Raw genomic sequence first — 25,440 nt, 5'->3', positions numbered from 1 at the left:
CCGTCATGGGAGGGAAACATGCATTCCTTGAAGCGCGCCCTGGGCGCCGTCGCCACCACGTCCCTGATCAGCACCGGCCTGGTCGCGGGAGCAGCACTCACGCCCGCCGAGGCGGCACCGGCCCAGCCGGCCCGCCCGGCGTCGGCCGAGGTCCCGGGCCTGCCTGGGCTGCCCGGACTGCCGGGCCTGCCGGGCCTGCCGCTGCCCGGGCTGCCCCTGCCGGGCCTCGAGGGCCTGCCGCTGCCGAGCGCGCCGCCGTCGCTGTCGCTCGACACCATCCCGGGCGTGGGCCAGGTGCTCACGCTCACCAAGCCGCTGTTCGAGGCCCTGCCGCTCGACCTGCAGAAGCTGCTGTCCTTCGACGTCTCCTGGCTCTGCGACGGCTCCCTGATCGAGCTGCCCGCGCAGGCCGACCCCTGGCAGTTCGTCCCGACCGAGGCCCAGGCCGGCTGCCAGGTCGCGGCCAAGGTGACCACCACGCTCCTCGGCTTCCTGCCGCTGGACACCATCACCTCCGCGCTCCAGCTCCCGGGCGCCAGCGCCACGGCCCCGAAGGCGACCACGCCGGTCTCCATCCGGTCGAGCGCCGCGCAGGTCGGGTCCACGCTCGAGGCGGTCGCACCCGCCTGGGACGTCGCCGACGCCACCACGACGTACCAGTGGCTGCGCAGCGGCGTCGCCATCCCGGGCGCCACCAAGCAGACCTACACCGTCGCCCCGGAGGACGCCCTCAAGGCGCTCACGGTCCGCGCCACGGGCACCAAGGGCGACCAGTCCGGCACCTCCACCAGCGCCGCGGTCACCCCCTCGCTCGGGGCTGCCCCGACCGCGGTCAGCGCCCCGGCCGTCACGGGCCAGCCGAAGGTCGGTGGCCGCCTCTCGATCAACCCGGGCACGTGGAGCGGCACCGGCACCACGCAGTTCGCCTACCAGTGGATGCGGGGGAACCAGCCGATCGCCGGCCAGACCGGCTCGACGTACATCGCCGGCGCCGCCGACGCCGGCAAGCAGGTCTGGGCCGTCGTGGCCGCCAGCCGGACCGGCTACCAGCCCGGCCGCGCCAGCACCGACCCCGTCACGGTCGCCAAGGCCGCCAGCACGGTGAAGCTCGGCCTGGCGAAGAAGAAGGTCGCGAAGGGCACCAAGAGCGTCCTGCGGATCACCCTGAGGGCCGCCGGCGCCTCGCCCGCAGGCACCGTCACGGTGCTCGACGGCCGCACGAGGGTGAAGAAGTACGTCGTGCGCGCCGCGGACAACGGCAGCAAGCTGGTCAAGCTGCCCAAGCTCGCCCCCGGCAAGCACAAGCTGCGCGCCGTGTACGCCGGCAACGGCTCGACCAAGGGCGCCACGTCCAAGGTGGTCACGCTGACCGTGCTGAAGTAGCAGCCCGCTCCACGTGCAGAGCCCCCCGGCGCCTCGGCGCCGGGGGGCTCTCGTGCTGCTGGTGCCGCTCCGGGACTACGGCGTCGGCGACTGGTAGGGCTGCGTCGGCGCCGGGTCGGCCACGGGCTCACCGGGAGGTCGGCCGACGGGGTGGCCCGGGGCGGTGACCGGGTGACCGGTGGCCGGGTCGACCGCTCCGGCCGGGGGCAGCGGCGGGGGCGCCGGCGGGGTGGGGTTGCCGTCGTCGTCGCCGATGACCACCGACCGGCGCTTGGAGATGACCACCGCGACCAGGATGCCGGCGGCGGCGACCAGCGCGATCACCACCGACAGCGGCCGGTTGGCGTCCTCGCCCATGGTCAGCGAGACGACCGCGCCCACGATGAGCAGCGAGACCAGGTTCATCACCTTGATGAGTGGGTTGATCGCCGGACCGGCGGTGTCCTTGAACGGGTCGCCGACCGTGTCGCCGATGATCGTCGCCTCGTGGGCCGGCGACCCCTTGCCACCGTGGTGCCCGTCCTCGACGAGCTTCTTGGCGTTGTCCCAGGCGCCACCGGCGTTCGCGAGGAACACCGCCATCAGGGTGCCGGCACCGATCGCGCCGGCGAGGAAGCCCGCCAGCGGCCCGACGCCGAGGCCGAAGCCGACCGCGATCGGCGCGAGGATCGCCAGGATGCCGGGGGTCGCGAGCTCCCGCAGCGAGTCGCGGGTGACGATGTCGACGACCTTGCCGTACTCCGGCCGGCCGGTGCCCTCCATGATCCCGGGGATCTCCCGGAACTGGCGGCGCACCTCGTAGACCACCGCACCGGCCGCACGGCCGACCGCGTTGATCGCCAGGCCGGAGAAGAGGAAGACCACCGCCACACCGATGAGCAGCCCGACCAGGACGTCGGGGCTGAAGACGAAGAAGCCGAGGATCAGGTCCGCGGTCCCCTCCTGGTCGAGGTCCGCGTCGCGGGCGGAGTCGATCGCCGAGCCGATGTAGGAGCCGAACAGCGCGCTCGCGGCGAGGACGGCGGTCGCGATCGCGATGCCCTTGGTGATGGCCTTGGTCGTGTTGCCGACCGCGTCGAGCTCGGTGAGGATCTGCGCGCCGGCCGGGCTGACGTCGCCCGACATCTCCGCGATGCCCTGGGCGTTGTCCGAGACCGGTCCGAAGGTGTCCATCGCGACGATGACGCCCACGGTCGTGAGCAGGCCGCAGCCGGCCAGCGCGACCGCGAACAGCGCGATGGACAGCGAGCCGCCGCCGAGCAGGAACGCCCCGAAGACGGCGGCCCCGATGACCAGCGTCGTGTAGACCGCCGACTCGAACCCGACCGACAGGCCGGACAGGATGACCGTCGCGGGACCGGTGAGCGAGGTGCGGCCGACGTCCTTGACCGGCTTGAAGTCGGTGCCGGTGAAGTAGCCGGTCAGCGCCAGGATCACCGCGGCCAGCACGATGCCGATCGTCACGGCGACCGCACCGATCAGCGCGGGGTTGCCGTCCGCGGCGTTGCCCAGCAGGAGGTCCAGCGAGCTGTCGCCGGCGTTCTCGAGGTCCGCGAAGTCGGTGGGCAGGTAGAGGAAGGACAGCGCGATGCAGGCCAGTGCGGCGATGCCGGCGGAGAGGTAGAACGCCCGGTTGATGGTGGTCAGGCCGTTCTCGCCCACCCGCGGCTTGCACAGGTAGACACCGGCCACCGCCGTCAGCGCGCCGATGGCGGGGATGAGCAGCGGGTAGACCAGGCCCTTGTCGCCGAACGCCTGGGAGCCGAGGATCAGCGCGGCCACGAGCGTGACCGCGTAGGACTCGAACAGGTCCGCGGCCATGCCCGCGCAGTCGCCGACGTTGTCACCGACGTTGTCGGCGATGGTGGCGGCGTTGCGCGGGTCGTCCTCGGGGATGTTGTTCTCGACCTTGCCGACGAGGTCCGCGCCGACGTCGGCGGCCTTGGTGAAGATGCCGCCGCCGACCCGCATGAACATCGCCAGCAGGGCCGCGCCGAACCCGAAGCCCTCGAGCACGTCGGGCGCGTCGTCCTGGAAGATCATCACCACCAGGCTCGCGCCGAGCAGCCCGAGCCCGACCGTGGCCATGCCGACCACGGCGCCGGTGCGGAAGCCGATGTTCATCGCCGGCTCGCGCCCGGTGGTCTCCGCCGCGGCCGCCACCCGGAGGTTGGCCCGCACCGCGAGCGACATGCCCAGGTAGCCGATCGCCGCGGAGAAGCCCGCGCCGAGCAGGAAGAAGACCGACCGGAAGACCCGCACGACCGTGTCGTCGGCGGGGAGCACGAGCAGCAGGAAGAAGGCCACGACCGCGAAGACGGCCAGCGTGCGGAACTGCCGCTGGAGGTAGGCGTTGGCCCCCTCCTGGACCGCGGTGGCGATCTCCTTCATCTTCGGCGAGCCCTCGGGGGCGGCGAGGACCTCCTGACGGAACATCACGGCCATCGCGATGGCGCCGAGCGCGATCAGCGCCACGACGATGACGAGGACGAGGTTCCCTCCTTCCACGGCGACGGCGGGATGGATCCCGGTCATGCGCTACCTCCTGAGGTGAGGGGTGCGATCGCGCCGGCAGCGACGTCGACGTGATCCAGGTCACGATCGAGCCGGAGTCTACGCACGGCGTGCTGCCGGCATGCAGCACAACGTGACCTGGGTCACAGGCGCGTCGTCACGACCTCGGGTCCGGACGCACGACGACCGTGCCCCGAGCGGGACACGGTCGTGAGGGCCAGCGGTGCGCGGCGTGGAACGCCGCGGCCGGCGGGATCAGCTGCCGGCGAGGGCGGCGTCCGCGGAGTCGTGGATGACGAAGACCTTCGCCAGGCCGGTGATCCGGAAGATCTTGAGCAGGCGGTCCTGGGTGCACACCAGCTGCAGCGAGCCCTCGTGGGCGCGGACCTTCTTCAGGCCGCCGACCAGCACGCCGAGACCGGTGGAGTCGAGGAACTCGACGGCCTCCATGTCGATGACCAGGTCGTACACGCCGGCCGCGACCAGCTCGGTGATCTTGTCGCGCAGCTTGGGTGCCGTGTACACGTCGATCTCGCCACCGACGGCAACGATGGTCGTCCCATCGACGTCGCGCGTCGCAAGAGTCAGGTCCACGTGTTCTCCCTGGAGGCACTGTCCGGTCGGTGCCGAGAGTACGGGGTGGGCATGCGGTCCCGACACTCGGCCTGCACTATGAAACCACGCCGACCCGCACGGTGCACAAAGACAGTAAAGAAGGCTGTGGGGTGCCGCCCGGGGTGCTGCCTCGTCGGCACTGTCCCCGGTCCCTGGGACACTGGACCAGTGACGTCGACCGCCCAGCAGCACCGGCCCGCCGTGGCCGACCTGGTCGCGCGACTCTCCTCCGTGCCCGGCCGCGAGGGCCGGCTGACCCACCTCGAGACCCTCCCGTCGCGACCGGCCGTGACCGCCGAGTGGCCGGAGTGGGCCGAGCCGGCCGTCGTCGACGCCTTCCGCGCCTGCGGCGTCGACCTGCCCTGGCAGCACCAGGCCGTCGCGGCGGACGCCGCACACGCCGGGCAGCACGTCGTGCTGGCCACCAGCACCGCCTCCGGCAAGTCGCTGGCCTACCAGCTGCCGGCGCTCTCCGCGGTGCTGTCCGGCCGGGGTCGCCGTGGCCAGCGGGGGGCGACGGTGCTCTACCTCGCCCCGACCAAGGCCCTCGCCCAGGACCAGCTCGCCGGGATCTCGGGGCTCGGGCTCGACGTCCGGGTGACCACCCACGACGGCGACAGCGGCCGCGACCAGCGCGACTGGGCGCGCGACCACGCCGAGTACGTCCTGACCAACCCCGACATGCTGCACCGCTCGCTGCTGCCCGGGCACCAGCGGTGGGCGCAGTTCCTCGGCTCCCTGCAGTACGTCGTCGTCGACGAGTGCCACCACTACCGCGGGGTCTTCGGGGCGCACGTCTCCCACGTGCTGCGCCGGCTGCGGCGGATCTGTGCGTCGTACGGCGCGACGCCGACGTTCGTGCTGGCCTCGGCCACCGTCGCCGACCCGGAGGTCGCCGCCGGCCGGCTCACCGGCCTCGACGTGCTGGCCGTGACCGGCGACGCCTCGCCACGGGGCCGGCTGTCCCTGGCGCTGTGGGAGCCGCCCTTCACCTCCTACACCGGGGAGAACGGCGCCCCGGTCCGCCGCGCGGCCTCCTCGGAGACCGCGGACCTGCTCGCCGACCTGGTCGTCGAGGACGTCCGGACCCTGGCCTTCGTCCGGTCCCGGCGGGGGGCCGAGCAGGTGGCGATGACCGCGGCCGACCTCCTGGCCGACGTGGACCCCTCGCTGCCGGGCCGCGTCGCGTCGTACCGCGGCGGCTACCTGCCCGAGGAGCGCCGCGCCCTCGAGGAGTCGCTGCGGCGCGGCGACATCACCGGGATGGCGGCCACCAACGCCCTCGAGCTCGGCATCGACGTGAGCGGTCTGGACGCGGTCCTCATGGCCGGCTTCCCCGGGACGCGGGCGGCGCTGTGGCAGCAGGTCGGCCGGGCCGGCCGCGGGGCGCAGGACGCGCTCGGCGTGCTCGTCGCCCGTGACGACCCGCTGGACACCTACCTCGTCCACCACCCCGAGGCGCTGCTCGGTCGGCCGGTGGAGGCCACCGTGTTCGACCCGGGCAACCCCTACGTGCTCGGCCCCCACCTGTGCGCCGCCGCGCAGGAGATCCCGCTGACGGCCGAGGAGCTGGAGCACTTCGGCCCGACCGCACCGGCCGTGGTCGACCAGCTCACCGCCGCGGGGCTGCTGCGCAGGCGCCCGCGCGGATGGTTCTGGACCGACCGGCGGCGCGCGGCCGACCTCGCCGACATCCGCTCCGCCGGCGGTCGGCCGGTGCAGCTGGTGGAGGGCGGCACCGGCCGCGTGGTCGGCACCGTCGACGCCTCGAGCGCCCACGGCACGGCCCACGCGGGCGCCGTCTACGTCCACCGCGGCGAGACCTACCTCGTCGCGGACCTCGACCTCGAGGAGCACGTGGCCGTCGTCGACCGGACGGAGGTGCCGTACTCCACCACCGCCCGGGAGGTCACCGAGATCACCGTCGTCGGGGAGCGCGAGTCCCGCACCTGGGGCGACTGCCGGCTCTCGTTCGGCGAGGTCGACGTCTCCCACCAGGTCGTGTCGTTCCTCAAGCGGCGCCAGCCGAGCGGGGAGGTCATGAGCGAGGAGCCGCTCGACCTGCCGGTCCGCTCCCTGCGCACGGCCGCCGTCTGGTGGACCGTCCCGGACCACGCCCTCGAGGAGGCCGGCCTCACCCGGCAGGACCTGCCCGGGGCCGCCCACGCGGCCGAGCACTGCTCGATCGGCCTGCTGCCGCTGTTCGCGACCTGCGACCGCTGGGACATCGGCGGCGTCTCGACCGCGCTGCACGCCGACACCGGCATGCTCACCGTGTTCGTGTACGACGGGCACCCCGGCGGCGCGGGGTTCGCCGAGCGCGGCTTCGGTGCAGCCCGGGAGTGGCTGACCGCCACCCGCGACGCCATCCGCTCCTGCGCCTGCGACGTGGGCTGCCCCTCCTGCATCCAGTCGCCGAAGTGCGGCAACCAGAACAACCCCCTCGACAAGCTCGGCGCCGCGGCGCTCCTCGACGTGCTCCTCGGCGGGCACTGACCCGCGGACCGCGCGCTCAGCCGGGGCCGGCGCGGGCCTCCGCGCTGAGGTCGGCCACCTGTCCCAGCCAGCGCGGCCCGGGAGCCTCGGAGACCACGCGGACCTCCCGGCCCCGGACCGCGCAGTCCAGGATCCTCGCCCCGTTGCGCTCCGCGATCCCCGCGGCCGCCGCGCACGGGTCGCCGTCCCCGACGGTGGTCGCGCCGGCCAGGGCGGCGAGGTCGGCCGCGGCCTGGGCCGTCCGGTGGGCGCGGACCATCGCGGCGACGACGCCGAGGGCCGAGCCGAGGAGGAGCAGCAGCGCGAGGCAGCCCACGGCGAAGAGCGTGGCCGAGCCGCGCTCCCCCGGTCCGCGCGTCACGGGCCGGCCGCCTCGTCGAGGGCGTGGGCCGTCGCGCTGACCTGGACGGCGGGCAGGAAGTCGAAGAGCCCGCCCGGGCCCCGGACGCGGCCGGACGCCTCGGCCACGACCTCGCCCCCGGACCGGCCGAGAGTGACGCTGCTGCCGGGCGGCGCGACCCGCTGCCCGCGGGCGACCGCGCTCGCGTCGTCGTCACCGCGCGCCGCGGCGCGGGCCGTCTCACGGGCCGCGTCGACGACGCGGACCTGGGCCGCACCGACCGCGAGCAGCCAGACCAGGCCGGCGGTCACCGCGACGAGGAGCGGCAGCACCATCGCGAGCTCGGCGGTGGCCATGCCGCGCTCACCCCGTCGCCCGCGTCCCCTACGTCCCTCGCGTCCCTCGCGGTCGGTGCGGCGCATCAGCCGATGCCGAGCAGGCCGAGCACGTGGTCGAACAGGGTGGTCAGCAGCTGGTTGCCGAAGCCACCGCTGAGCATCTTGTAGAGCAGGCCCGCCAGGCCGGCGCCGGCCGCGGTGCCGACGGCGTACTCCGCGGTCGTGATGCCGTCCTCCCGCCGCCGCCGGGACCGGGCGGGACGGGTGCGGGGCGTGGCGGGCGTGGTGGTCGTGCGGGTCCTGCGGGTCGTGGTCGTGCGGGTCACGGGTTGCTCCTCGGGAACGGGCCACGGTCGTGGCCGGGTGCGGACGAGCCTGGTCGTCGGGACGGTCGGTGCGCGGCCCGCCGGGCGGCGGGTGTGGAGCGGCCGGCCGGGGCCGCCGCTGTGGAGAGCAACCGGCTGCTCACCGGGTGAGCTCGGTGAGCAGGCCGGCGACGAGCGGGACGATCCCGACGAGCAGGAACGCCGGGAGCAGGCAGATGCCGAGCGGCACGGCCGCCCGCACCCCCACCGTGCGTGCCCGGTCCTCGACCTGCGCCCGGGCGCGGGCCGCCAGCTCGTCGGCGAGCCGCTCGACGGTCGCCACGACCGGGGCGCCCGTGGTGTGGGCGCGGGCCAGCGCCCGTCCGAGGGGCGCCAGCTCGGGGTCGCCGCCGAGCCCGGCCCAGACCGTGCCGGGGTCGACGCCGAGCGCGAGCCGGCTGACCGCCGGGGCGAGCCGGTCGGCGGCGGGTCCGGGCAGGGCTCGGCACACGAGCTCGACCGCCTCGGCCGGCGCCGCCCCGGCCCGCACCGCTGCCCCGAGGAGCGTCACCACGTGGGGCAGGTCCCTGCGGACGGCGGCCCGGCGGCGGCGAACCTCCGGCGGCTCGGACCGGCCGAGCACCCCCCACGCCACGACCGCGACCACCAGGCCGGCCAGGGGCCCGGCCGGCCCGCCGAGGAAGAGGTGGGCGCCCACGCCGGCGAGCACCGCGAGGGGCAGCCGCCGGCGCCGCATCCAGCCGACGTCGGCGACCGGCGCGGAGGGGACCTCGGCAGCGGCGGGGAGCCGTTCGCGTCCGGGCAGCAGCACCGCCGCGGCGAGGGCGGCGGCCAGCACGGCGAGCGCGACCGTGGGCGTCATGTCGAGGCATCCACGTCACGCGCGATGGCCTCGATCCAGGCCAGGCCCGCCCAGCCCAGCGCGAGCCCGGCGGCGAGGCAGGCCAGGCCGACGGGGTGCCCGAGGAGGAAGCCCCACGGGTCTCCCCCGGCGCCCGAGCCCATCAGCAGCGCGAGCACCGGCAGGCAGCCGACGAGCCGCGCGGTGGCCCGGGCCGAGGCCAGCTCGCCGCGGACGATCCGCCGGGTGGACTGCGCGGCCCGCAGGTCGGCGGCGACCCGGTCGACCGCGTCGGCGAGCCCCTGCCCGGTCCGCGAGGCCACCTGCCAGGCGGCGGCGACGAGCCGGAGGTCGGCCGCGCCCGGCCGGTCCCCGGCGGCCCGCAGCGCCGACGGCACGTCGGCGCCCATCCGGAACGCCGAGGCGACCGGGCCCAGCGGAGGCCAGGTGACCGCCGCCCGGTCGAGGGCCGCGCCCGGGGGCTGCCCGGCCGCCAGCTCCGAGGCCAGCTGCTCACAGGTCTCCAACACGTGCTCGCCCGTCGCGAGCACCTCCCGCCGCCGGCGTCGCGCGGTCAGCAGCGAGCGCCCGGCCAGGACGGCGAGGACGGCGACCACGGCCAGCGCGGTGGTCGCCGGCCCGGCGCCCAGGAGCAGCAGCCCCGCCGCGAGCGGCGCGGTCAGGCCGAGCGGCAGGGCCCGGTGGGCCGCGGTGCCGGCACCGGTGGCGGCACTGGTGGCGGCGGGGTCGAGCCGGGGCACGGGCGGCACGAGGAGGAGGACCGCCGACCCGGCGGCGAGAGCCGCGACCGCGGCGACCACCGCGCCGTCGAGCCCGACGGCGGCACCGGTCACGACCCGCTCCGGCGGTCGAGCAGGTCCTCGAGCCGGTCGGCGCCGGGACCCGCCCGCACCGCTCCCTCGGAGGTGACCTCGACCGCCGGCACCAGGTCGACCGTGCCGTCGGCCAGCCGCCGCGTGACCGCGACCTGGGCCAGCCGGCGCCGGCCGTCCCTCGGCCGGACCAGGTGCAGCACCACGTCGAGGGCGGAGGCCAGCTGGCTGTGCGCGGCGGCCCGGTCGAGCCCGCCGGCGAGCGCGAGCGCCTCGACCCGCGCGGCGACGTCGACGGCGGAGTTGGCGTGCAGCGTGCCGCAGCCGCCGTCGTGACCGGTGTTCATCGCCGCCAGGAGCTCGACGACCTCGGCCCCTGGTCAACTGGGTAACCACCGGTCCCGGTCGGTCCGCCAACGCCGGGCGAGGCGAACAGCCCGCCGCCGCCCGGCACCACACCCTCGATTCGTAACGACGGGTTGGAATTCCCGTCGAGGACAGCGACATTGATGCGCAGCAGGCTCAGCACCTCGCCCTGCTCGTGAAGATCCATCAGCGGGAGCCGCTCAGCCGCTCGTCGAGCCAACTCAGCGAGTGCAGATGCTCGGCTCTGCTCCGCCTGTGCGTCAGCCCTGTACGCCTCCAGTTGAGCCAGGTAGGCACGAGCCGCCGCAATCTCTCCGTCGATTCGCAAAGCCGCCTCAGCGACCACATCCGCAGCAACTCCCGCCCGGAGGTACTCCGCAACCTTCTCAACCCGGGAGCGCTCCAACTTGTCGATGCGGTGCTGCACTTGAGTGATCGTGTCGGCTTCCGGCCTCTCCGCCTCTCGGCGCAAGCCGATGTAGTCAGCGGCCAGCGTCAGCAGACGGTCCGGGTCAGACAGGACTTCGGTGACTGCCTGCCACACCCGGCCGTCCAGCCAGTCGGCATTGATCCGAGCGCAATCGCACAGCGGCGGGTTTCCGGCGATCCACTTGCTGCGGTTGCACCGGTACTGCCGAAGGTCGCGGTCGCGCCGCCAGACACCGCCGAGGCGTCCGCCGCAGTCAGTCACTGAACCGGAGTTCGGGTACGGCTTGGCGTCAGCCTTCACGCCATACCCCCGACCCTTGAGGACGCGCTGCAAGGCGAGCCACCTCTCGCGATCCATCGGCGGATCCTCAAGGTCGATGCGGATCGGTTCGCCGTACTTGGGTTTGCCGTCCGCCCCCAACTTCGTGTTGTGCCCGTAGCGACGGTTGGCCTTGCCCCAGTAGACGACGCCAACCAGCGCCTCGCTCTCCAACATCCGGTGGACCATCTGGTGACTCCACGCGGAGCCTCGGCGACCCCGGAAGCCCAGGCTGTTGAGCAGCGCCGCTGCGTCACCGGTCGTCCTGCCGTTATCGAGGATGGCCTCAGTGGCGACCCTGACCACCTCGCGCTCGTTCGGGTTCGGGACGATCCGAACATCGCGCCCCCGGCCCTCACGCTGGTAGCCGTAGGGGGCTTCGCCACCCGGCCACCGACCAGCCGCTGCCTTTGCCCGCTGCCCGTCGACGCCGCGTTGCGCGATGGTGGCTCGCTCGAATTCCGCCACCCCCGCCAGCACCGTCAGTTGCAACTTGCCCGCCGGGTTGGTGAGGTCGATGGACTCACTCAGGGAAACGAACTGCACGCCCAATGACGTCAGCGCGTCGATCTCGGTGAGCGCGTGGCTCGCCGAACGGGAGAACCGGTCGAGTTTCGTCACCACGACCACGTCGATCTCGCCCGCTTCGGCGGCCCGCAGCATGGCTCGCCACGCGGGGCGGTCTGCCTTGGTCCCGCTGATGCCCTGGTCCACGAACGGGGCCGCCGCGAGCGTCCAGTCCTTCAACTCGACGTACCGCTTGCAGCGCCGCTCCTGCTCCCCCAGGCTGGTGCCGTCGACCTGGTCCGCGGTCGAGACCCGGCAGTAGATCGCTGCGCGCATCACTCGCCACGCTCGAACATGTCTGCGGCGAGGTTGGCGACATGCGCCGCCCAGTCGTCCGAGCGCTCGACCAGCAGCACCTCGGGGGCGACCCATTCCAGCCACTTCTCGCCGAGCAACTTCGCCGCTTCCGGGGCGGCCATGAGAATTGCGCCTGTGACTGGCTGCAATACCTCTACACGTTGGCCCCTGATATTCGCCCGCGCCAGTTGTCCTCGGAGGCGCTGGTTGTGACCCTGTGCGAAATGGCCAGGAACTTTCTTCCCGCAACCACATGTGCAATTGCCGGGACGCAAGTCGACCGTTGTTCTTGACTCGCTGTCAAGCCAATAAGGGTCCCGGTCCGGAACGCCGTTCGCGGGCCATTCCCGGCGCGGCGAGCGCTCAGAAGCGTCGGAACTGGGGGGTGTCATGGGTGGCTCCTTGCTGGCCGGGCCCCATGGGGCCCGGCCGTGGTTGTCAGGAAAGAAGCAGGCCAGCGGCGGTGGCGGGGCTGTCGACGGCCGCCGCGGCCACGCCGTCGAGGAACGCGTGGTCCTCGTCGCCGAATGCGTCGTAGAGCGCCAAACGCAGGCCGTCCGCGCCGTCCGTGGCGTCGCGGAGCGCTGCGAGCGCGGCGGCCGCATCGTCCTGCGTCTCGGCGTCGATCAGGCCGTCGAAGGCGGCGTTGAAAGCGATCTGCTTGGCGTCCATGACGTGGCTCCTTCGGAAGAAAAAAACTCAATCAAATCATCCAAAATCGCCATTTCACAATTATTCGTCTTATCCTTTGGACGCCCCTTTTTGGTTACCCGTCCGGGGCGCCTGGGTGCCCCGGGTGACCCGATATTCGGACCGCCGCAGAAATGCAGAAACGCCGTTTTCCGACGACCCGTGCGGCATGATGCGCGGGTGAGCACCGCGCCGACGCCCGCCCCTCGGGATGACGATCAGGATGACGGCGGCCAGGGCGGTCCACCCCCCGCCGCTCAGCCGCTGCTGCCTGGAGGGACGCGAATCGCCGCAGCCGTCCTCTCTCTCGGCGGCCTTGGCGCTGGCGGCGCTGCCGTGTTCGAGACAGACAACGAGATTGGCTCGACCGCTCTCCTCGCCGTAGGTCTGTTCCTCGGTATCGTGGCTGCGATCGGCCGGATCCCCAGGATCAAACTCGGCGACAACGAGATTGATCCATCCGTCGTCTATGCGGCAGGCGCCCACTACGGAGCCGATGCCGTCGCTGACGCTGCGGCTGCAGCCGCCCTCGAAACGAGCGATCCGAAAGCGGTGGCGGCTGCTGCCCGCGAAACCGAGGAAGCCGTGCATGTGCGATCGCTCTACTTGCGGCCGCGCACCCAGCTCGAAAAAGGGTCGTACGAAGCAGACTTGATGAAGGCGATAGCCCGGGCGAACGGCGAGCTCATCAATCGCTCCTGGATGAGGGCGGCCGCTCGCAAGGGAGCGGCCGAGGCGAGCGACGGCAACGGCAACGGCAACGGCAACGGCAACGGCAACGGACTGGACCTTGGGCCGGTTAATCACGGTTGACCCAGGGTCGGGGTCGGGGTCGACTGACCGCCTCTCGACGGCCCACCCGACTGCCGGGTCTCTGCCGCTCGACGCGACCGCCGCTTCTGTTCCAGATACCGCGCCCGGTAGCCGGGATCGAACAACTGCCGCGCCGCCGTGTAGTGCGGAGTGCACAGACCCAGCGCCTGCTTCGGCCTGGCGCACGCCTCCACGGCGCAGACTCGGACCGGCGTCCGGACCGGCGGCAGCGCCACGATCTCGTCCCAGTGTTCCTCAAGCCACGACATCGAGTGCCTCCCTCGCGTGCGCGTTTCGTGTGACGCGCTTGTTCTCCGCGCCCCTGCGGGCGGGCGCGCTCTTTCCCGGGTGCGCCCCTGCACCCGCCCGCCCCGTTGCGCGACGCCCGTGGTGGGGCGTGGGGCACACGCCATACGTGGCGGCGTGGCGGCCCTCCGGGGCCGCCGCCACACCCGCCACGTATGTGGCGCATGTGGCGGCCACGTGGCGGCCACATCCGCCACGTGTGATGGTGGTGATCATTGCTGCACCCCCTTTTCAGATCCGTCGAGCGTCATGCCCGGAATGGCCGGCTCGTTCAGGAAGTGCTTGCGCGGTGCGCCGCCGTGGCCAGCGCTGTCGACCCGGATCTCGCCTGCTTCTCTCATCTCGTTCAAGACCCGCTCCAGAGCGTCCTTCCCCGCGATCTTGGCTTCCCGCAGGGCACGCGTGGATGCCCCGGGGTTGGCGCGCAGGAACGAGACGACATCGGTCCGAATCCCGGCGTCCTTGCCGGGGTTCGGCCCCCGGCTTGCCCTGGCACTGATCGAAGCCGCCTCCTCCGTTGTCAGGTGGGAGAACCCGAGCCGGATGCGGCTGTCGGAGGTGTCGACGTTGACGTCCCACACCGCGTTGCGCCCGAACTCCCCCAGCCGGTCCTTGGTGGAGGTAATCCGCACTCGGCCGCTGCTCACCTTCGAGAACGGCTGGACCGCCTCGACGTAGTAGGCAGCGTCGGCCTTAGCCAGCTTGGCGCCAGAACCTCGGGCGTAGCGGGTGTTGCTGACGCTCTTGGTCATGTGATCGAGCACCACCACCGACGCGTTCACGGAGTGCGCCAGTGGCAACAGGCCCCTGACGACGAACTTCGTTACGTCGGTTGCGGAGTCTTCGTTTAGGTCCGCGATCGCCAGGTGCGCTGCCGCACCGTCGACCCCCACGAAGGTGGCTCGCCGGTCGCCAACTACATCCCGCAGCGTCTCTGCCTCTCGGAGCAGGTTCCGGCCCGCCGGGGGCAGGTAGGTGAGGTGGCTCGCCAGCAGGTCTGGCGATGCGCCAAGCGCCTGCAACTTCGCAAACACGTCGCGCGGTCCGGCCTCCTCGTCCAGCAGGACCACGTTGTTGCCAAGCCGCATCTCCTCCAGAGCCCACTGGAGCATCAGGATCGACTTGCCGCTCTCGGGCTCTCCCGCGAGCCAGTGCAGCGCACCGCGATACAACATCTGCCCAGATCCGAAGCGCTGCGCTGGAGGGGGAGGCGACCGGAACCACTGCGCGAGGTCGAGCGGTTCCCACGCCCCCGCGTCTACCGGTGTTGCAGCGGGACCAGAGCGGGGGCTCGCCGCACCCGCATCGAAGCCGGACTTGATGGTCTTGCGCGACGATGCCTCGTCCAGGCCAGCCGTAAGCGCCGCGTCGAGCAGAGCCGTCTGGACCTCGTCCGGGTGCAGGGCGCCTCCGGCGGCCAACTGCCCAAGGTTGAACGCCGCCCCGTTCAACGTCTCGTTGCGTGTGCCCTCTCGCGCATTCCGCACCGACCGCACCTCATCACGGAGAGCAACCTCCGCGTAGCCGGGGGCGGCAGGCGCTGCGACCCGCTCGGCTACGCGAGCTGGTTCGGGGGTCAGCGCGTCAACGAGCCAATCAGGCATCGGGGCGACGGGCGCATCGAGGTCGTCCGGCTCGTACTTCGCTCCGGACTCGTGGACCGACCCGGGGCCGACGACGTAGCCGTTGCCTGCACGGACGTCACATCCCGACAGCGGGCCCCGACCGTTGCCGAACTGCAGGCCGTCCGGCACGCGGAAGTAGAAGTGCTTGCCTTTGCCGGTTCGGACGACGAGCGTCTTTGGCACCTCGTGTCCGGCCTGCGTCGCGAAGCGCTCGAACGCCCCGGGTTCGTCCTCGTCGACCACGAGCAGCCCAGAGCGTCCGCAGTGAACGCCGATGTTGCGGTCGCTGGCGGCGAACCACTTCGTGATCTTGGCCGAGTCGCGGCTCGCTGCGTTGGTCCAGGAGGCGCTGATCGCGGGCGTCTTACCTCCTGGCGTGAGCGGGAAGACGTGGCAGCCCCGTCCGGCGAGCCACTCTCCCCACTCCTGCACCGTCCCGGGACCGCGGGACGGGCCACTCCTGACCTTCGCGGCACCGCGTCGGGGTTGGGCCCCGGTGGATGGCCCGCCGGTTCCCGACGCGGGCTTGCCCCGCGAAGGTGTGTTGAGGGTTGTCGGGCGATCATCTGACAACTCGAAGGTGAGTGGCTCCGTCACGGGAGACCACCGGCCTCAGTCTCGCGGCCGTCGAAGGTCCCGACTAGGAACAACACCTTGATGCCGTCCCGTCGAACGAGGACGACGACGGAGTCACCAGGGTCGCCGCATACGCCACCGGTCTCATTGTCGAACTCGCCCGGGACGTACTTGCGGATGCGCTTGGTGAAGCGCGGGTGCTGGCGGAACCACTCTGCGTCGAGACCGCCAACGACGTCACGGACCTCGGTGTAGGTGCGCTCCCTGATCGCGTCGGCGAACGGGTCGTCCTCGGCGAAGTCGTAGGGGTCGAAGTCGCTCATCGTGCACTCCGGTTCACCAGACCACGGCGAGGAGACAAGGAAGGGAACCCCTCGCCGTGATCTCGGCTTGCATCGCGGGCGACATCGTGAGCACCCGCCTCCCCGCCAGTCGGCATGCCTGGCTCTGGGAAGTCGAAGAGAAGGCGCAGTAGGCGCTGGTGGTCCGAGCGAGAGAGTTCGCTCGGGATCAGGTGGACGCGGAGTTCCGGGATGGCAGAGTGCAAGGGTCAACCTCGAATGAGATTGACCCTTCGCTCACCCGACCGGGGTCATCGGATGGTCCGGGTCAGACTAATTGGCGGTCTGGAATCAGCCTTGAATGTCTTCAGGCTCCGTCCAGAAGCGGTTGCATCGCACTGCCCATTTATCCGCCGTCTGACTTCGCGACCGGTCTAGGTGCGGCCGCTGCGCCCAGTCAAGCACGGCAGGATTCAGCCGTGCAAGTGCCGCACTTTGGGACTGGAGGGTGGTGTCCCCGCCCCCCGGGACGCTGCAAGACCCCCGACCGGAGCCACCAGGTCGGGGGTCTTGTGAAGTGTCGACTCTGCCAGGAATCGCCACACTAGGAGACCACGCACCTCGCCGGATGCGCAATCCCCTACAAAGCGTCCAGTACGCCCTGGAGTAAGTGTCGAGCCTCCTGACGGAAAGCATCACGATTGGTGTCTCGCCAATCACTGTCAGCATTGTGCAGACGCTTCAACTCAGGAAGTATTTCGAATGCGACATCCTGAAGCAACTTCAATCCTTCCTCGTCGTCCGACAACGGCTCGTCATTCAAGTCGTAATCGTACTCAGTGTCACCGCGGTAGATCGAGAAAGCACCCGATGAGGTAACTTCAAGCGACACCCGCAGCGACAGCGACTCGGAGGAAACGATGATCTTTGCTGGTCCGAACTTGTTGAGCGCACCAGCGAGGAGTGCGAGCAATTCCGGACGATCAAGTTCGACGCCGCGGGTCATGCTAGTCGCCCGGAACGAGACGTCCTGGTTCGCCATCGAACGAACCCATAGGATTTCGAGATCATCGTTCAACTCGGGGTCATGCGTCGCCCGGTACAGGACCCAGCGGAAGAAGTCGTCATCACCGAATGACAGATCGTTGTCGTCGCGCTGGAGCGTGGCGGACTTGTCGACTGACCGGACTAGATCCTCCACGGCCGGAAGTACCTGCGCCCTCAGCCGGCCGTCGTTCCGTTCACCGAGGAGGCCGACGAGCTCGCCGTCCTGGCTGCTCGGCGCGAACGTCACGTCCGCCGCACGGAGCAGGCTGACAGCCGTCGAGTCTCCTTGCATGCCGATGACTTGCTCAAGCCTCTTGTCCCGCTCGTCCCAGTAGAGGCGCGCGCGCAACTGCTTCGGGTACGGATCGGGGTCGAAGACAGGTTCTGGCCGTCCGCCACTGGGACGCTCTCTCGTGACCCGCCCGATAAGAGGGTCAGTCCCGTCCTTCACCGACCCCCAGCCGCGGCTACCAGGTTTGCCGCGATACAGATCTTTCCCGATGGCATCCTGCAACGCCTCTAGCGTTGCAGTCGTGTGGATGCGGACGGGCGTGACCGAGATCTGGCCCGACGTTGTGGTGGCCATGACGCTCCGATATCTAGTCGCCGAGTTCGACGTTCTTTACGCAGGCGTCTAGGTGTACCAGGCGGCGCGCCAGCCGTCCTTGCTTCCCAACAACTTCCAGACGCCACCGCACCGAGCAACGGACGGGAAGCCCGGGACGAGCCGGCTCCCACTCAACGCGAGTCAGAGCTATCAGGCCCGACTCACCTAGATCCGGCAGGGTGTGCTTGAAGCCGTACGCCTCAGGGATGAACTGGACCGTTTCCAACGAGAGATCTTCGGTGAGGTAGAACGCCCCCTCCGGAACCACCCTGAGAGCCAGATAGGTGTGATCCCTCGACAACCTACGAAGGACCAGCCAAGAGAAGATCGAGGGCTCGGAGGCGCACACTTGGTGGCTGACCACCCGGCGCCGACGCTCGTCTCCAGCCCGGATTTCGAATGTGGGCTGGTCGACTACCTTGTCTCCGACCGCCCACACGAGGGTGAGCCGGGGCCATCGCCACAACTTTTGACTTGCTAGTCCAGATACCAGCAAGGCCGCAAGGACGGTTATTCCTTCGCCGACCAGGAAAGGAGGGTCGAATCCGACTTCACCCTTTAGCCAGCGGACTGAGAAGTAGGCCGCTAGCGCAGCGGCCGTGCGGAGGAGAGCGTCGACGGGGCCGAACCAAGTCGGCATCCTCAGCCCTCGCGGCGGAAGCCGAAAGCAAGCCCGAGATCCCCCACTACCTCAGGGAGAGTTCCCTCCCGCAGGACACGGAGTTCGCCATCGCGATTGACACTGAACTCTTTTTTCGATTTCGGCATTCGGACGGTCACTCCGACCAGTACCAACTCGTGATCGAGCAGCAAGCGCTGGCTCGCCCGGTCATCTCTCTCATTGAGGAGCCGACGAAGGAGCGAGGAAAACTCCTGGTCGATATCTTCGCTCAACTCGCTGAATTCGGAGTCCCGGATGTCGACCTCGGCGATCCGGTAGCCGGTTGATACCAGCGCGGCTGCGAGCCTGAGCAGGCCCGCGGTGCCAAGGACGGCTGGCTTTCTACCAATGCTCGGGTCGGCGTAGTCCCAAGGTCGTGTGTGAGCGCGACGGTCGACGGCATCGAGCGAGTCGCCACTCAGGCCGTGGGCCTGAACAACGAGTTGCTTGGCCGCCATTCCAGTCATCATGCCACCCGCTTCGCGAGTTCGACACGGTCTCTCGGATTCACCTGCGTTGACACCGTGCCTCGTTGGACGATCCAGAGTAGGACGACGCGCCGACATTACGGCGCGTCGCGAAGGGACACACCGAGGGTCCTGAACCAGGGCCCTCGGTGTGCCGTCTACCTCAGTCGCGCGGTGAGGCGACCCACCCACCTGTCTGCGCGTCGCGCTCCGACTTCTCGCTCTTGCCGAAGGAGACATCGCCAGTCGGGCGGGAGCCAGCGGAGCCGGACATCCCGTCCCAGGCCTCGTTCAGTTCTTCGTCGGTCGCCTTTGGCATCGACCCGAGCGGGAGCCCTTGGCGGCCCAGCAAGCCAGCCACCTCGCTCATGGCCTCTCCCGGCCGCATCCAGTTGTCACGGATGCGACCTAACAGTTGGTGCGCCTCCCGCTGCTGAGCCGTGTTGCCTTCCAACAGCGGTCGCGCCAGGTAGACGACTCGTGCGTCGACTCCCTGGTGCTCCCAGTCGCGTAGTTCCTGCTCGAACCACACGTCGTTAACCGAACCCGCCTCTCCATCCAGTCCGATGTGGTGGACGTCCTGGCCGTCGAAAGAACTGAACCGATCCTTCGTCTTCGCTTTCTTCATCTCTGTCTCCGTTGCTCGCTGTAGTGGCCGTCTTTGCTGACTTCCGAACGCTCGCGGGACCGGCCCGGGGCTCGGGCCCGCCCGCCTGCCGCCAGGTCCTCCGATGGCCCCTCCCACGTCTCCGGCGGACCATCCCGTCGCACAGCGTCACGCCGCGACCTCCAGACGGAAGCCCAGGTCGAACCCGGTGGTTACCCCTCCAACCGACGACCTCGCCCCCGCGCACCTCGCCGACCACGATCCGGTCCGGGCGCATCCGCAGCGCCTGGCGCACCAGGGTGCGGAGGGCGACCTCACCGGCCCCCTCGAGGTTGGCCGGCCGTGCCTCGAGCCCGACGACGTGGGGGTGGTCGGGTCGCAGCTCGGAGGAGTCCTCGACGACCACCAGGCGCTCGGTGGGGTCGACCAGGGCGAGGAGCGCCGCGAGCAGGGTGGTCTTGCCGGTCCCGGTGCCGCCGGTGACCAGGAAGGCGAGCCGGGCGTCGACGACGGCCCGCACCAGCCGGGCCGACTCGCTGGTGAGCGTCCCGGCGGCGACGAGCTCGTCGAGGGTGAAGGTGCGCGCGTGCGGCACGCGCAGCGAGACGGTGGTGCCCGGCCGGGCCACCGGGGCCAGCACGGCGTGCAGGCGCGTGCCGTCGCCCAGCCGCAGGTCGACGTGGGGCACGGCGTCGTCCAGGCGCCGTCCGCCGAGGCCGGCCAGGCGCTGCGCCAGCCGCCGCACCGCCGCGTCGTCGGGGAAGCGCACGTCGGTCCGCTCCAGGCCGTCGCCGCGGTCGACGTACACCGCGTCGGGGCCGTTGACGAGGACGTCGGTCACGCCGGGCAGGCGCAGCAGCGGCTCGAGCGGTCCGGCGCCCAGGACGTCGCGGCGCAGCGCGTCGTGGACCGCCAGCACCGTCGCGTCGCCGACGGGCCGACCGGCGGCCCGGAGGGCCTCGGCCACCCGGTGCGGAGTGAGGTCGCCGGGCGTCCGGGCGAGCCGCTCGCGCACCGCGTCGACGACGTCCGCTCCCACCCCCTCCGCCGCGGGACGGACAGCGTCCCCGGGCAGGACCGCCCGGCTCACGCCGCCACCCCGAGGACGGCCAGCCGGGCGAGGACCGCCTCGGCGGCACGGCCGAGGTGGCAGCGCGGTGAGCGCACCGGTCCCAGGCCGAGGTCGATCGACTCCGCGAGGCCGCGCTGGTCGGCCATCGCGGCCACGACGGGGGCTCCGCAGACGCGCGCGACCTCGCCCGGCTCGAGGCCCCGGCCGCGGACGACCAGCCGCACCCGGTCCCGGTCGGGCAGCCGGGCGCACAGCCGCGCCGCCGAGGACACCCCGGCCACGGTGGGGCGGACCACGAGGAGCACCTGGTCGCAGCGCGCGAGCACCTCGTCACCAGCCGACCCCGTCATGGCGTCGACCGAGCGCGGCAGGTCGACGACGACGGTGTCGTGGCCCCGCCGGGCCGCGGAGAGGACCTCGCGGAGGGCGCCGGGCTGCAGCGGGTCGGTCGAGCCGGCGTACCAGCCGAGCGCCCCCAGCCCGCCCCGCCGGGGCAGCGCCTCGCGCAGCGCACGCCCGCCGAGCCGGCCGCTCGTGCGGCACAGGGCGTCCCAGCGGAAGCCCTCGCACCCCTCCAGCCCGAGCACCCGGTCGACCCCCGGCCCCAGCGGGTCGGCGTCGACGACCACGGCCCGGCCCGTCCTCGCCGCCACCTGCCCGAGGGCGCAGGCGAACGTCGTGGCGCCGGCGCCCCCGGACCCGCCGACCGTCCCGAGCACGAGACCCGGCGCGGGTCCGCCCTCCCCGAGGTCGGTCAGCGCCTCGGTGAGCCGGGCCTCCGCCCCGGGCAGGCCGAGCACCGACTCGACGCCCAGCGCGACCGCGTCGCGGTAGACGTCCTCGCCCGGCGGGCCCCAGGTGACCAGGTGGACGCCGGGGCGGCGCGCCGGTCCGAGGTGGGCGAGGTCGCCGGCGACGTCGGCGCCGACCAGCACCAGCGGTGGGGCGGTCCAGCGGCGCAGCGCGGCGACCGCGTCGGGCGCGACCTCGGCCTCGATGCCGGCCGCGGCGGCGAGGCGACGCAGGTCGTCGAGCAGGGCGGGGTCGCTGGTGACCAGCAGCGGGGCGGGGGTCTGGGGTGCAGGCATGTCCGGAACCGTTCCCGGGGGCGCCGACGCCCCCGGCTCGGCCGGCGAGGCGTTGTGGACAACCCCACTCCGCGGGTTGCTGTGGACGCCTGCCGGGCTGCACCCCGCGCCCTACGATGGCGGCATGTCCCGCCCGACCGCGGCCTTCTTCGACCTCGACAAGACCATCATCGCCAAGTCGAGCACGCTGGCCTTCAGCAAGCCCTTCCAGGCGGGCGGCCTGATCTCCCGGCGGGCGGTCCTGCGCTCGGCGTACGCGCAGTTCGTCTACCTCGTCGGCGGCGCCGACCACGACCAGATGGAGAAGCTGCGGCTGTTCCTCTCCCAGCTCGTCGGCGGCTGGGACGTCGCGACGGTCCGCGAGATCGTCGGCGACACCCTGCACCACGTGGTCGACCCGCTGGTCTACGACGAGGCCGTCTCGCTCATCGAGGAGCACCGTCTCGCCGGGCGCGACGTCGTCATCGTGTCGACCTCCGGCAGCGAGGTCGTCGAGCCGATCGGCGAGATGCTCGGCGCGGACCACGTCGTCGCCACGCGCCTGGAGATCGTCGAGGGCCGCTACACCGGCGAGATCGAGTACTACGCCTACGCCGAGGAGAAGGCGAACGCGGTCCGCCAGCTCGCCGAGGAGCGCGGCTACGACCTCGACGAGTGCTTCGCCTACAGCGACTCGATCACCGACGTCCCGATGCTCGAGGCGGTCGGGCACCCCTACGCGGTCAACCCCGACCGTGACCTGCGCAAGGTGGCGACGACGAACGGCTGGCCGGTGCTGGTCTTCGTCAAGCCGGTCGCGCTGCGCAGCCGGGTGCCGCTGCCCCCGGCCGGCCCCACCATCGCCGCGCTCGCCGTCGGTGGGATCGCCGCCGTCGGCGGCGTCCTGTGGGCCAGCGCCCGCCGACGACGCGAAGGCGCCTGAGCGGCCTGCTCACCCACTCCGGGCCCCGGAAGTCAAGGGTTGATCGTCCTCGCGGACCGGCGTACAACGGAGAGCAGAACTCCACAGACGTACACGGGGACCGAGGTACCCACGCGGCGATCCACCCTTTTTCAGGGCGCTGGCACTCGGAAGACTTCCGCGGCAGCAGTAGAGATGCACGCCTGGTAGCCATGGTCAACGTGTCAGCGGTGGCACTCGAGTCGAAGTCAGGGCCCGGGTGCCACCTGCATGTCCGGGGTCCTCAGCCGGACGTGCCGTCGCGCAGGGGGCTGGCGTCGGCGCCCGCGGCGTACGCCTCCGGCGCGTAGAGCAGCCAGGAGTGCACGCCGTTGCGGGTGCCGCCGGCGTACCCGCGCAGGTTCGACTCGTATGCCGCGCGGTTGGCGAGGTGCCCGGCCTCCGGGACGACGAGCGACTTCTCGTCGACCCCGCGGGCGACCAGCACGAGGCGCTCGACGGCCCGGGCCACGATGCCGTTGTGCGAGGGGAACGGCGAGGTGGAGACCAGGTCGGCGTGCACGACCGCGGCGACCAGGAGGGCCGGGGCCGAGGTGGTGCTGGTCAGCAGCGAGGCGATGTCGCGCAGGCGCGCGGCCGACTCGGCGTCGCGCGGGCGGCCGAGCTCGTCGTCGGCGAGCGTGCCGCGGGCGGCCAGCGCGTGCAGGCGGGCGAAGGCCTGCAGCGGGGCGCGGGAGAGCAGCGGGGTGAGGCCGAGGAGCTCGGTGGAGACGCGCACCGCGTCCTGCGCGATCGGGTCGGCGTCGCCCGCGCGGACCTCCTCGATGGTCGAGGCCGACCCCTCGAGAACGGCGCTCGCGTGCGCCCCGCGCAGGAGCGACTCGGCGGTCGTCTCCGGCGAGGTCTTGCGCAGCCCGCGGTCGCGGAGCATGACGTCGATGCCGTCGCGGACGGCGGCGTACGCGGAGGGCACGCCCTCGAGGGACACCAGCCAGGCGAGGGGATCGGCGGTCACGGCGAGAAGGGTACGCAGCCGGTAGCCTCGGCCCGATGGCAGACCAGTCCCCCGCGAACGGTCCCGGGCGCTCCTTCGGCGGCGTCGCGGACGCCTACGACCGCGGCCGGCCGTCGTACCCGCGCGAGGCCGCCGCGTGGCTTGCCGGCACCGACGGGTGCACCGTGCTGGAGGTCGGCGCCGGCACCGGCAAGCTGACCAAGGTCCTGGCCGACCTCGGCCACGACGTGCACGCCACCGAGCCCGACCCGGCCCTGCTCGAGCTGCTCAAGCGCGACCTGCCCGACGTGCCGGTCACCGGTGCGCCCGCCGAGGACCTGCCGCTGCCGGACGCCTCGATCGACGTGGTGGTCTGCGCCCAGGCGTTCCACTGGTTCGACCACGAGCGGGCGCTGCCGGAGATCGCGCGCGTGCTGCGCCCCGGCGGCCGGCTCGCGCTGGTGTGGAACGTCCCCGACACGCGGATCCCCTGGGTGCGGCGGCTCGGGGAGCTGCTCGGCACCCAGGAGCAGCAGGAGGACCCGGCCGGCGCCGTGGTGACCTCGCCGCTCTTCGGGTTCGTCGACGAGGCGACGTTCAAGCACTGGCAGGTCGTCGACCGGCACTCGATCCGCGACCTCGCGCTGTCCCGGTCGAACGTCGCGACCCTCCCGGAGGCCGAGCGCGAGGCCAGGCTCGCCGAGGTGGTGGCGTTCTACGACGACTTCGGGCGCGGCATGGACGGCATGCAGCTGCCGTACCTGGCCCGCTGCTTCCGCGCGACCGTCGTCCGCGAGGAGACCGCCGGTGCCGCGGAGGAGGAGCCGGAGGGCGAGCGCGACCCGATGACCGACACCATCTCGGACGGCACCGACACCGACATGCTGCTCATCGACTTCCGCTGAGCGGGGCGACACCGTGGTCCGTGCCTGGCGCCGCACCCACCTCGGCAGCGAGACCGACCGGGCGACGTTCCGCGCCCTGCACTCGGCCTCGCTGGCCAGCCCGGCGCTGCGCGAGGGCCTGACCGCGGACTCGGCCGAGCGGAGCATCCGGCACCTGCGCGCCCTGCTGGGCACCCCCGCGCTGGCGATCACCGACACCGCCGGCCTGCTCGCCTGGGACGGCACCGGCCAGCACCACGGCCCGCAGGTGCCCGCGCTGGTCGCCGCCACGCTCGAGCGCGGCGGCACCCGCGGCTTCGACCGCACCGACCTCGCCTGCCGGGAGCAGGGCTGCCCGGTGCGGACGGCGGTGGTCTCCACGCTGGTGGTCGAGGAGCGCGTCGTCGGCACGCTGCAGGCGTTCGCGCCGTACCCCACCGCCGGCCTGGCCCGCGCCACCGACGAGGTCGCGCAGTGGGTCTCCGGCCAGCTCGAGCTCGCCGAGCTCGACGCGTCGCGGACCCGGCTGGTCGAGGCGGAGGTGCGGGCGCTGCGCGCCCAGATCAGCCCGCACTTCATCTACAACTCCCTCGGGGCCATCGCGAGCTTCGTGCGCACCGACCCCGACCGGGCGCGCGAGCTGCTGCTGGAGTTCGCCGACTTCACCCGCTACTCCTTCCGCCGGCACGGGGAGTTCACGACCCTGGCCGAGGAGCTGCGGTCGGTCGAGCGGTACCTCCTGCTCGAGCAGGCCCGGTTCGGCGACCGGCTCCAGGTGACCCTCGGGATCGCCCCCGAGGTGCTGCCGGTCGCCGTACCCTTCCTCTGCGTCCAGCCGCTCGTCGAGAACGCCGTGCGGCACGGCCTGGAGTCGGCCGAGGGCGTCGGGCACATCCGGATCACCGCGCACGACCGTGGGCAGGCGTGCGTCATCGAGGTGGAGGACGACGGCGTGGGCGAGGACCCGGAGCGAGTACGGCGCGCGCTGGCCGGTGACGCGGCGCTGGACTCCGTCGGGCTGGGGAACGTCGACGCGCGGCTGCGCAACGCGTTCGGCGACGACTACGGGCTGGTCGTCGAGACCGCGCCCGGTGCCGGCACCCGCGTGGTCGTGCGGGTGCCGAAGTTCGCACCCGGGGTGCACCCGTGAGGGGCCG

General features: G+C 72.0%; 25 protein-coding genes. 6 read left to right on the top strand and 19 right to left on the bottom strand.

Going from position 1 to position 25,440, the window contains the following annotated elements; genetic code table 11:
• The first annotated feature begins 18 nt into the window (after positions 1-18).
• Positions 19-1,383 carry an Ig-like domain repeat protein gene (locus OSR43_RS01675; RefSeq protein WP_302269213.1) on the top strand — a complete coding sequence of 455 codons (1,365 nt, stop codon included), beginning with the start codon at positions 19-21 and terminating at the stop codon, positions 1,381-1,383.
• 75 nt (positions 1,384-1,458) lie between these two features.
• On the opposite strand, the gene OSR43_RS01670 is transcribed toward OSR43_RS01675, so the two are convergent.
• Both OSR43_RS01670 and OSR43_RS01665 read right to left on the bottom strand, forming a co-directional pair.
• Entirely contained in the window at positions 1,459-3,918 is a 2,460-nt protein-coding gene (locus OSR43_RS01670) for a sodium-translocating pyrophosphatase (RefSeq protein WP_302269212.1), read from the bottom strand.
• A 234-nt stretch (positions 3,919-4,152) separates the two neighbouring features.
• Positions 4,153-4,491, bottom strand: a complete 339-nt coding sequence (locus OSR43_RS01665; protein ID WP_302269211.1) for an anti-sigma factor antagonist — start codon at positions 4,489-4,491, stop codon at positions 4,153-4,155.
• 189 nt (positions 4,492-4,680) lie between these two features.
• Here OSR43_RS01665 and OSR43_RS01660 point away from each other — a divergent pair, with 189 nt between their 5' ends.
• Positions 4,681-7,008: a DEAD/DEAH box helicase gene (locus OSR43_RS01660; RefSeq protein ID WP_302269210.1), complete on the top strand. Its 2,328-nt coding sequence runs from the start codon at positions 4,681-4,683 to the stop codon at positions 7,006-7,008.
• 16 nt (positions 7,009-7,024) lie between these two features.
• On the opposite strand, the gene OSR43_RS01655 is transcribed toward OSR43_RS01660, so the two are convergent.
• The 9 genes from OSR43_RS01655 to OSR43_RS01615 form a co-directional block, all read right to left on the bottom strand.
• On the bottom strand, positions 7,025-7,369 hold the full coding sequence (locus OSR43_RS01655) for an Rv3654c family TadE-like protein (protein WP_302269209.1): 345 nt from the start codon (positions 7,367-7,369) through the stop codon (positions 7,025-7,027).
• Entirely contained in the window at positions 7,366-7,704 is a 339-nt protein-coding gene (locus OSR43_RS01650) for a TadE family type IV pilus minor pilin (protein ID WP_302269208.1), read from the bottom strand. Before OSR43_RS01650 ends, OSR43_RS01655 begins: the two co-directional genes overlap by 4 nt.
• A 65-nt stretch (positions 7,705-7,769) precedes the next feature.
• Positions 7,770-8,012 carry a DUF4244 domain-containing protein gene (locus OSR43_RS01645; RefSeq protein ID WP_302269207.1) on the bottom strand — a complete coding sequence of 81 codons (243 nt, stop codon included), beginning with the start codon at positions 8,010-8,012 and terminating at the stop codon, positions 7,770-7,772.
• 139 nt (positions 8,013-8,151) lie between these two features.
• The gene (locus OSR43_RS01640; protein ID WP_302269206.1) at positions 8,152-8,874 is read right to left on the bottom strand and encodes a type II secretion system F family protein; all 723 of its coding nucleotides are present in this window, start codon (positions 8,872-8,874) and stop codon (positions 8,152-8,154) included.
• Complete coding sequence (locus OSR43_RS01635) at positions 8,871-9,707, bottom strand: type II secretion system F family protein (protein WP_302269205.1); 837 nt, start codon at positions 9,705-9,707, stop codon at positions 8,871-8,873. The genes OSR43_RS01640 and OSR43_RS01635 overlap by 4 nt, the downstream gene beginning before the upstream one ends.
• The gene (locus tag OSR43_RS01630; RefSeq protein WP_367891509.1) at positions 9,704-10,033 is read right to left on the bottom strand and encodes an ATPase, T2SS/T4P/T4SS family; all 330 of its coding nucleotides are present in this window, start codon (positions 10,031-10,033) and stop codon (positions 9,704-9,706) included. Before OSR43_RS01630 ends, OSR43_RS01635 begins: the two co-directional genes overlap by 4 nt.
• Positions 10,030-11,643, bottom strand: coding sequence for a recombinase family protein (locus tag OSR43_RS01625; RefSeq protein ID WP_302269204.1), 1,614 nt, complete (start codon positions 11,641-11,643; stop codon positions 10,030-10,032). Before OSR43_RS01625 ends, OSR43_RS01630 begins: the two co-directional genes overlap by 4 nt.
• Complete coding sequence (locus OSR43_RS01620; protein ID WP_302269203.1) at positions 11,643-11,786, bottom strand: hypothetical protein; 144 nt, start codon at positions 11,784-11,786, stop codon at positions 11,643-11,645. The genes OSR43_RS01625 and OSR43_RS01620 overlap by 1 nt, the downstream gene beginning before the upstream one ends.
• Positions 11,787-12,102: 316 nt before the next feature.
• Entirely contained in the window at positions 12,103-12,336 is a 234-nt protein-coding gene (locus OSR43_RS01615) for a hypothetical protein (protein WP_302269202.1), read from the bottom strand.
• Between the two features lie 198 nt (positions 12,337-12,534).
• Between OSR43_RS01615 and OSR43_RS01610 the strand changes: the two genes are divergently transcribed.
• The gene (locus OSR43_RS01610) at positions 12,535-13,167 is read left to right on the top strand and encodes a hypothetical protein (protein ID WP_302269201.1); all 633 of its coding nucleotides are present in this window, start codon (positions 12,535-12,537) and stop codon (positions 13,165-13,167) included.
• A gap of 518 nt (positions 13,168-13,685) precedes the next feature.
• Here the strand turns inward: OSR43_RS01610 and OSR43_RS01605 are convergent.
• The 7 genes from OSR43_RS01605 to ssd form a co-directional block, all read right to left on the bottom strand.
• Positions 13,686-15,530: a bifunctional DNA primase/polymerase gene (locus OSR43_RS01605; RefSeq protein ID WP_302269200.1), complete on the bottom strand. Its 1,845-nt coding sequence runs from the start codon at positions 15,528-15,530 to the stop codon at positions 13,686-13,688.
• Between the two features lie 161 nt (positions 15,531-15,691).
• Complete coding sequence (locus OSR43_RS01600) at positions 15,692-15,997, bottom strand: hypothetical protein (protein ID WP_302269199.1); 306 nt, start codon at positions 15,995-15,997, stop codon at positions 15,692-15,694.
• A 598-nt stretch (positions 15,998-16,595) separates the two neighbouring features.
• Positions 16,596-17,588 (bottom strand): hypothetical protein, encoded by a 993-nt coding sequence (locus OSR43_RS01595; protein WP_302269198.1) that lies wholly within the window; start codon positions 17,586-17,588, stop codon positions 16,596-16,598.
• A gap of 663 nt (positions 17,589-18,251) precedes the next feature.
• Positions 18,252-18,728 carry a hypothetical protein gene (locus OSR43_RS01590; RefSeq protein ID WP_302269197.1) on the bottom strand — a complete coding sequence of 159 codons (477 nt, stop codon included), beginning with the start codon at positions 18,726-18,728 and terminating at the stop codon, positions 18,252-18,254.
• Positions 18,729-18,900: 172 nt separating this feature from the next.
• Positions 18,901-19,269 carry a hypothetical protein gene (locus tag OSR43_RS01585; RefSeq protein ID WP_302269195.1) on the bottom strand — a complete coding sequence of 123 codons (369 nt, stop codon included), beginning with the start codon at positions 19,267-19,269 and terminating at the stop codon, positions 18,901-18,903.
• A 4-nt stretch (positions 19,270-19,273) separates the two neighbouring features.
• Positions 19,274-20,383 (bottom strand): TadA family conjugal transfer-associated ATPase, encoded by a 1,110-nt coding sequence (locus OSR43_RS01580; RefSeq protein WP_302269194.1) that lies wholly within the window; start codon positions 20,381-20,383, stop codon positions 19,274-19,276.
• Positions 20,384-20,430: 47 nt separating this feature from the next.
• On the bottom strand, positions 20,431-21,504 hold the full coding sequence (gene ssd / locus OSR43_RS01575; protein ID WP_302269193.1) for a septum site-determining protein Ssd: 1,074 nt from the start codon (positions 21,502-21,504) through the stop codon (positions 20,431-20,433).
• Between the two features lie 124 nt (positions 21,505-21,628).
• Here ssd and OSR43_RS01570 point away from each other — a divergent pair, with 124 nt between their 5' ends.
• Positions 21,629-22,426 carry an HAD family phosphatase gene (locus tag OSR43_RS01570; protein WP_302269192.1) on the top strand — a complete coding sequence of 266 codons (798 nt, stop codon included), beginning with the start codon at positions 21,629-21,631 and terminating at the stop codon, positions 22,424-22,426.
• A 262-nt stretch (positions 22,427-22,688) separates the two neighbouring features.
• On the opposite strand, the gene OSR43_RS01565 is transcribed toward OSR43_RS01570, so the two are convergent.
• Positions 22,689-23,420: an oxidoreductase gene (locus tag OSR43_RS01565; RefSeq protein WP_302269191.1), complete on the bottom strand. Its 732-nt coding sequence runs from the start codon at positions 23,418-23,420 to the stop codon at positions 22,689-22,691.
• Positions 23,421-23,455: 35 nt separating this feature from the next.
• Here OSR43_RS01565 and OSR43_RS01560 point away from each other — a divergent pair, with 35 nt between their 5' ends.
• On the top strand, positions 23,456-24,304 hold the full coding sequence (locus OSR43_RS01560) for a class I SAM-dependent methyltransferase (protein WP_302269190.1): 849 nt from the start codon (positions 23,456-23,458) through the stop codon (positions 24,302-24,304).
• Between the two features lie 13 nt (positions 24,305-24,317).
• On the top strand, positions 24,318-25,433 hold the full coding sequence (locus tag OSR43_RS01555) for a sensor histidine kinase (protein ID WP_302269189.1): 1,116 nt from the start codon (positions 24,318-24,320) through the stop codon (positions 25,431-25,433).
• Positions 25,434-25,440: the final 7 nt, after the last annotated feature.

Source organism: Nocardioides sp. Arc9.136, assembly GCF_030506255.1.
GTDB lineage: Bacteria > Actinomycetota > Actinomycetes > Propionibacteriales > Nocardioidaceae > Nocardioides.
Note: the sequence above shows the minus strand (reverse complement) of the source record. Positions and strands in the feature narration are given on the sequence as shown.